Annotated in this window: 8 protein-coding genes and 4 tRNA genes; all 12 read left to right on the top strand. The window is 50.9% G+C overall.

Annotation, left to right across the window (positions count from 1 at the left end):
- Window positions 1-212 (top strand): pyridoxine 5'-phosphate synthase (locus WC317_08135; protein MFA5340091.1); only part of this gene is annotated, 212 nt, incomplete at its 5' end.
- Window positions 209-586 carry a holo-ACP synthase gene (gene acpS / locus WC317_08130; GenBank protein ID MFA5340090.1) on the top strand — a complete coding sequence of 126 codons (378 nt, stop codon included), beginning with the start codon at window positions 209-211 and terminating at the stop codon, window positions 584-586. The genes WC317_08135 and acpS, both read left to right, overlap by 4 nt.
- A complete protein-coding gene (locus WC317_08125) occupies window positions 583-1431 on the top strand; it encodes an NAD(P)H-hydrate dehydratase (GenBank protein MFA5340089.1) in 849 nt (282 codons plus the stop codon). Before acpS ends, WC317_08125 begins: the two co-directional genes overlap by 4 nt.
- Before the next feature lie 27 nt (window positions 1432-1458).
- A tRNA-Thr gene (locus WC317_08120) sits at window positions 1459-1534 on the top strand.
- 11 nt (window positions 1535-1545) lie between these two features.
- Window positions 1546-1630, top strand: a tRNA-Tyr gene (locus WC317_08115).
- Between the two features lie 129 nt (window positions 1631-1759).
- A tRNA-Gly gene (locus tag WC317_08110) sits at window positions 1760-1833 on the top strand.
- 54 nt (window positions 1834-1887) lie between these two features.
- Window positions 1888-2160: a TMEM165/GDT1 family protein gene (locus tag WC317_08105; protein MFA5340088.1), complete on the top strand. Its 273-nt coding sequence runs from the start codon at window positions 1888-1890 to the stop codon at window positions 2158-2160.
- 18 nt (window positions 2161-2178) lie between these two features.
- Window positions 2179-2598: a thioredoxin family protein gene (locus WC317_08100; protein ID MFA5340087.1), complete on the top strand. Its 420-nt coding sequence runs from the start codon at window positions 2179-2181 to the stop codon at window positions 2596-2598.
- Window positions 2599-2653: 55 nt separating this feature from the next.
- Entirely contained in the window at window positions 2654-4051 is a 1398-nt protein-coding gene (locus tag WC317_08095; GenBank protein MFA5340086.1) for a DUF4139 domain-containing protein, read from the top strand.
- A 14-nt stretch (window positions 4052-4065) separates the two neighbouring features.
- Complete coding sequence (locus tag WC317_08090) at window positions 4066-6111, top strand: hypothetical protein (GenBank protein MFA5340085.1); 2046 nt, start codon at window positions 4066-4068, stop codon at window positions 6109-6111.
- 202 nt (window positions 6112-6313) lie between these two features.
- Window positions 6314-6389: transfer RNA gene (locus WC317_08085), tRNA-Thr, on the top strand.
- Window positions 6390-6437: 48 nt separating this feature from the next.
- Window positions 6438-6544: GTP-binding protein (locus WC317_08080; GenBank protein ID MFA5340084.1), on the top strand; the 107-nt coding region annotated here is incomplete at its 3' end.

The raw sequence follows: 6544 nt of genomic DNA, 5'->3' as shown, positions 1-6544 counted from the left end.
CGCAGCTCAGGAAGCTTACAGAGGCGGCCGGATACGCGCTCTCGTTAGGCCTTGGGGTGAACGCGGGTCACGGGCTCAATTACAATAATGTCCGCGATGTCGCGCGGATAAAAGGGATAGAGGAGCTCAATATCGGCCACTCGATAATCTCGCGTGCCGTCTTCACCGGGCTCGATAAAGCAGTAAAGGAGATGATTGCGCTGATAAGATGATAGAAGGATTCGGGGTAGATATAGTCGAAGTCAAGAGGATAAAAGCCGCCGCCAAGAAGTTCGGGGCCCGGTTCCTCGATAAGATATTTACCAAGCGTGAGCTTGCCTACTGCAGGAGAAGAGTCTCGCCCGAGCAGCATCTTGCGGCCCGGTTCGCCGCGAAAGAGGCCGTGTACAAGGCCTTCGGAGGCGACGGGAATAACCCCATCGCCTGGACCGACGTGGAGATAATAAACGATAAGCACGGAAAACCCCTGGTAGTCCTCAGAGGCACCGCAAAAAGGCTAATGACAAAGCGCGGGGTCAAGAAGGCCGTCGTCAGCCTTTCGCATACCAAAAATTACGCGGTCGGCAACTGCATATTATTAAAATGATGAAAATCCCGAAAAGAAAAGCCGATTCCAACAAAGGCGACTATGGCCGCGTCTTTGTCCTGGCCGGCTCGCCGGGATTTACCGGCGCGGCAGCCCTCTGCTCCCGGGCGGCGCTGCTCTCGGGAAGCGGGCTTGTGACGCTGGGGATAGCGAGAAGCCTCAATCCTATCATGGCAAGGAAGCTCACCGAGGTAATGACTAAGCCCCTGCCGGAGACACGCGGCGGTACGTTAAGCGAAAAGGCCTATGCGGGGATCATGAAATTTGCCGATAAGGCCGATTGCCTGGCTATAGGGCCCGGTTTGTCGCGTAACCCGGGCACGCAGCGGCTTGTAAGGAAGCTTATAATCGCCTTAAAAGGACCGGTAGTCCTCGATGCGGACGGTTTAAACGCGCTTGAGGGCAGGGCGGAGCTGCTCAGGCGCGCCAAAGCGCCTGTTGTTGTCACGCCCCATCCCGGTGAGATGTCGAGGTTGGCCGGGTTGAGCGTGAAAAAGGTTTCGGCGGCTAAAGAAAAAGTTGCAAAAGAGTTCGCGAATAAGTATAATGTGGTCTGCGTTTTGAAGGGCCACCGCACGGTCGTGGCCGCTCCTGGCGGAAGGAGATATGTCAATTCCACGGGAAATCCCGGCATGGCCAAGGGCGGTACAGGAGATGTGCTTACCGGCATGATCGCGTCGTTCATCGGGCAGGGCATAAGGCCTTTTGACTCGGCGAAGCTCGGCGTATACCTGCATGGGCTCGCGGGCGACCTGGCGGCAAAAGATAAAGGCGAGGTCAGCATGCTCGCCTCGGATTTATTAGATAAAATACCGGCTGCAATTAAGAAGCTCTCTTCCTCTTAGGAAGAGGGAGCAGTTTCCGAAATCGTTGCTGGCGTAGCTCAGTTGGTAGAGCGGCGGTTTTGTAAACCGCGGGTCGGGGGTTCAAATCCCTTCGCCAGCTCCATTTGATAATTTGGGCAGATTCCCGAGCGGTCAAAGGGGTCAGACTGTAAATCTGATGGCTATGCCTTCGGAGGTTCAAGTCCTCCTCTGCCCACCATTTTGTTGTAAACGTTTTTTCCTCTTAGGAAGAGGGGAATTGTAAGGGGAGAAACGTAGTTTCTTCCCTTACAACGATTTCGGCGATTGCCGTACGCCGAAACGATTGCAAGCAGTGTCCGAAATCGTTGCGGGCGTAGTTCAATGGTAGAACGGCAGCCTTCCAAGCTGTTCACGGGAGTTCGATTCTCCTCGCCCGCTCCATGATCCCCGCATATAGACGTAGCTAATCATAAAATATACCAAGGAGGCCATAGGATGGACCTAAGAATATTTTTTACGATATTTACGACGGTGTTACTCGCAGAGCTCGGGGACAAGACACAGCTTGCGACTATGCTCTTCGCGACAAATGCGCAGAATTCAAGATTAATGGTATTCCTGGCTTCGGCGTCCGCGCTTGTATTCGCGTCAGGGATAGCCGTATTAGTTGGGAATACCTTGGGGAAATACGTGGAGCCGAAACATCTCTCCTGGGTCGCCGGCATAGGGTTCGTGATAATCGGCATTTGGACGATCGCCAAGGCGTAAAATAAAAGGAGGTTCCAAATGAAAAAGCTTCTCAAGATATTCTTGGCAAGCCTGGCATTGACCTTCACATTCTCCCACGCCTTTGCCTGGGAAAACGATCTCGAACAGGCGGCCTCCAGGGCGAAAGCTAACCGCAAGATGATATTCGTCATTTTAGGCCGCGAGGCCTGCACCAACTGCCAGCACCTGAAAAAAATGATAAGGACAAACGCCGTAAATTTGAAAGCCGACCGGTATATCATCGCCGACATCAACTGTGATAATAAAAAGCAAAATACCGATTTTTTCAAACGATATTCTGTAGGAGGAAAAACCCTGCCATTCGTAGTCATAGCGAGGCCTGACGGCACAATGCTGGTATCGCGCACGGGATACGGTGAAGCTGCCGATTACCAGAAACTGATCAAAGAGGCGGAAAAGAAGTTTTCTTCGAAATAATTTCCGGGAACTTTTTACCGCCTTCCTTGTCTAATTGGGTAAAAGGAGGTTCCAAATGAAAAAGCTTGCCTTAGCCGTACTTTCGCTGTTGTTCGCTTCCTCAGCCTTGGCCCAGGAATCCGTAGAAGTCACCATCTACAACCAGAATTTCGCGTTGGTCAAGGACCAGCGCTATTTCGACCTCGATAAAGGCATAAACAGGATAGAGTTCAAAGATGTGGCCGCGCTCATAGAGCCCACGTCCGTGCATTTCACCTCGCTCTCGGCCCCGGCCTCATGCGGCATTCTCGAACAGAATTACGAATACGACCTGGTCAACGCCGGCAAGCTCCTCTTTAAATACATAGACAAGCCGATTAAGGTCGTGACAAAAGAAGGGGATGTCTACGAAGGCACGCTGTTAAGCTACGATGACAGCCAGCTGGTCATCCAGACGAAGGACGGCCTTGCTATGGTCGCTCGCCCGGATAACATCAAACAGATATCTTTCGATAAACTTCCCGAAGGCCTTATCACGAAGCCGACTCTCATCTGGCTGATCAACAGCGACAAGAAGATGAAGCACCTCACCGAGGTATCTTATCTTACCAACGGCATCAACTGGAACTGCGAATACGTCACGGTCCTCGACAAGGACGACAAGAGCCTGGACCTCGACGGTTGGGTCAGCATTACTAATAATTGCGGTACTACATATAAAGACGCGAAGATAAAACTGATAGCCGGTGAAATAAAACGCGCATACGCGGTAGGCGGCCTCCGCGCCGACAAGATGATGCTGATGGAAGCGAAGGCGTCAAGCGCCCCGCAGTTCGAGGAGAAATCGTTCTTTGAATATCATATGTATACCTTGCAACGCCCCGCCACGATAAAGAACAATCAGAACAAGCAGATATCGTTGATAAATTCGTCCGGCGTTTCGGTAAAGAAAGAGCTGATATTCGACCCTTCGAAGGGCAACAACAGCTGGTGGTATTATTCGGACAGGGATGAGACGCTGAAAGAGAATACCAGGGTAGAGCTGGAAGTGGTCAACAGCAAAGCCAACAACCTCGGTATGCCGCTTCCGCAGGGCAAGGTAAAGGTCTACAAGAAAGATACCGACGGATCCCTGCAGTTCATCGGTGAAGACGCCATAGAGCACACACCGAAGGACGAGAAAATACGCCTATATATAGGGAATGCATTCGATGTAGTGGGCGAAAGGACCCGTAAGGATTTCAAGACCGAGTACCGCACCGCCCGGGAATCCTTCGAAATAGTCCTTCGCAACCACAAGGAACAGGACGTGGAAGTAAGGGTGGTCGAGAAGCTGTGGAGATACACAGGCTGGGAGATAACCGCTACGTCCATGAATTTCGAGAAGAAAGATGCTTCTACTATAGAATACGTGGTCAAGGTCCCGAAGAACGGGCAAGCCAAGGTCACCTACACGGCAAAGTATACCTGGTAAAAAGGAGAATGAAAATGAGGCGTTTATTTGCGGCGGCGTTATGCATAACATTACTAGTATCCGCGACCGCGGCATTAGCAGCGGCAAAGGATAAATACGGCGGCAAGATAGGCACCAGAAATATACAATTACAGAATCAAGCCGTCTGGGCCAACAAGGAAACGGACGAGATCTCAGCCGGCGAGGATATGAAGAGATATAAGTCTGTTAATCCCGGACAGATATCCCAATCCGCCACATACGCCGTCTATTCGACAAAATATAACGCCTCACTTGAAGAGGATATCGCCGATGTCAAAGGCGAGGTAAACTTTGAGGTCTTCGGAAAAGGGACGGTAAAGATACCCATTGTAAGGAAAGACGGCGTCGGCCTTATAGAAGTCAGCGTAAACCGCGGCGCGTCATATGTGATGGCCGAAGGCAACAAATATATGCTTATCGTGGATAAGCCCGGAAAATACAGGCTCGACCTCGAATACCTTATTAAGGTCAACAGGGAACGCGAAGAGGGCCCGGGCCAGTTCAATGTCGAGATGATGCCCGCTCCCGTGTCGGAGTTCGAATTCACTATAGCGGAGACGCGGACCGACGTGTTCATCGAACCTTCGATAAAGACCGAGACAAAGGAAGAGAAGGACAAGACCGTTGCCTGGGCGATCATGCCGATGACGAATAATATCCTCGTGCGCTGGACAAAGGCCCTGCCTAAAGAAACGATAGCGCACGTGAAATTGGAGCCCAAGGTCTATTCTACGGTAAATAATTTCTTCTCGGTCGGCGAAGGTGTGCTTCGCTGCAATACGGTAATAGGTTATTCCATCCTCCAGGCTGAGATATCGGCTATGCGCGTCGAGATACCCGAGGACGTGACCGTCCTGGAAGTAAGGGCGGGCGACCTGCGTGACTGGAAGGTTACAAAAGAATCCGGACACCAGCTGCTCGACGTCTACCTGAAGTACGGCGTAAAAGGGAATTACAATATCGAGTTCATAAGTGAGCAGCCGATAGGGGAAGGTTCGATCGTGGCGCAGCTTCCGGCGATTAGGCCGGTCGGCGTCGAAAGGAACAAGGGTTTCATAGGCATCGCGTCGATGAGCAACGTCGAGCTCAAGGTCAATAAACTCCAGAAGGCCTCCGCCATAGACGTAAAAGAACTTCCGCCGTCAATCTGGGACAGGAGCGCCAACCCGATTCTTCTCGCGTTCAAATACTTGAACGATGATTACGATATCCAGGTCGAGGTCACGAAGCATGAAGAGATCCCCGTGCTCGTCGCCGCGATAGATCAGGCCAATTATGTGACGCTGATCACGGATGAAGGCAAGAGCCTTACAAAGGCCGTCTTCCAGCTGCGCAATAACGTAAAACAATTCCTTAAACTCACATTGCCCGCTGACGCTACGCTTTGGAGCGCTTCCGTGTCCGGAGTTCCCGTTAAGCCGGCGAAGGATAAAGAAGGCCACGTGCTCATCCCGCTGGAGAAATCAAAATTAAGGGGCGAGGGACTTTCGCAGATACCCGTCGAGATAGTATATCTCGAGAGAGGCGCCAAATTGGGATTCATCGGAAAGTTATCGCTCGATCTCCCCAAGGCGGATATCCCGACGAACGTCGCCTATTGGTCGGTATTTCTCCCGAAGGACCTTAATTATTTCGGATTCGGAGGCGATATAAGAAAGGCGGAAGAGAGTATCGAGCTGTTTTCGTTAAGTTCGACGTTGAGAGAGAGGAACGGAGTCCAGAATATTAAAGTTTCGGGCTCGGTAGAAGAGAAGGCCGAATATATGAATTCATTCGATATGGCGCAACAGCAGGTGAGAGTAGAGAGAGAGGTGCTCGATAAGGCGAGCCAGAAAGGGGTGCTCCCGATAAAGATAGATGTGCCGCAGGTCGGGAAGGCATTCCGTTTTTCGAAACTCCTTTTGACCGAGGACGAGGGAGCCCATCTATCCGTAGGATATAACGCCATATTTAAAGGCCGGCTGGGCGCTGTCGTAACGGTAATTATCATAGCCATAGCGGTGATTTCGGCAGTAGTGTTATTAAAGAAGAGAAAATAAAAAATAACGTAAAAAAATTCTTGACAAAAAAATAAATCCTGCTATACTTTAGCCCTACGTCTAAAAGCGTATAGTTCAACAAATAATCCACATGTTTTTACGGTAAAAGCGGTAAATTACCGGGGGGTGGATTTTTTGCGTTTTTTGCTTTTATGCTTGAAAACTCAAAAGAACGACCCGAAGTGCACGCCGGAAGGCTTGCGCTGCTGTAGCTCAGTTGGTAGAGCACGTCCTTGGTAAGGACGGGGTCATCGGTTCGATCCCGATCAGCAGCTCCAGTGAAAAAGATTGCTTAGGTATGCGAGGAACCTAAAAGGAGGAATCCAATGGCAAAGGAAAAATTTTTACGCAATAAGCCCCACGTTAACGTAGGCACAATAGGCCACGTAGACCACGGCAAGATGACATTGACCGCCGCCATTACCATGTGCTT

This window comes from Candidatus Omnitrophota bacterium (assembly GCA_041653595.1).
Lineage (GTDB): Bacteria > Omnitrophota > Gorgyraeia > Pluralincolimonadales > Pluralincolimonadaceae > Pluralincolimonas.
This window is presented reverse-complemented; position numbering and strand designations above follow the sequence as displayed.

Excerpts from the sequence above, each read along its gene's own strand:
- acpS (MFA5340090.1), top strand. The coding sequence starts at position 209 with ATGATAGAAGGATTCGGGGTAGATATAGTCGAAGTCAAGAGGATAAAA.
- WC317_08125 (MFA5340089.1), top strand. The coding sequence starts at position 583 with ATGATGAAAATCCCGAAAAGAAAAGCCGATTCCAACAAAGGCGACTAT.
- WC317_08105 (MFA5340088.1), top strand. The coding sequence starts at position 1,888 with ATGGACCTAAGAATATTTTTTACGATATTTACGACGGTGTTACTCGCA.
- WC317_08100 (MFA5340087.1), top strand. The coding sequence starts at position 2,179 with ATGAAAAAGCTTCTCAAGATATTCTTGGCAAGCCTGGCATTGACCTTC.
- WC317_08095 (MFA5340086.1), top strand. The coding sequence starts at position 2,654 with ATGAAAAAGCTTGCCTTAGCCGTACTTTCGCTGTTGTTCGCTTCCTCA.
- WC317_08090 (MFA5340085.1), top strand. The coding sequence starts at position 4,066 with ATGAGGCGTTTATTTGCGGCGGCGTTATGCATAACATTACTAGTATCC.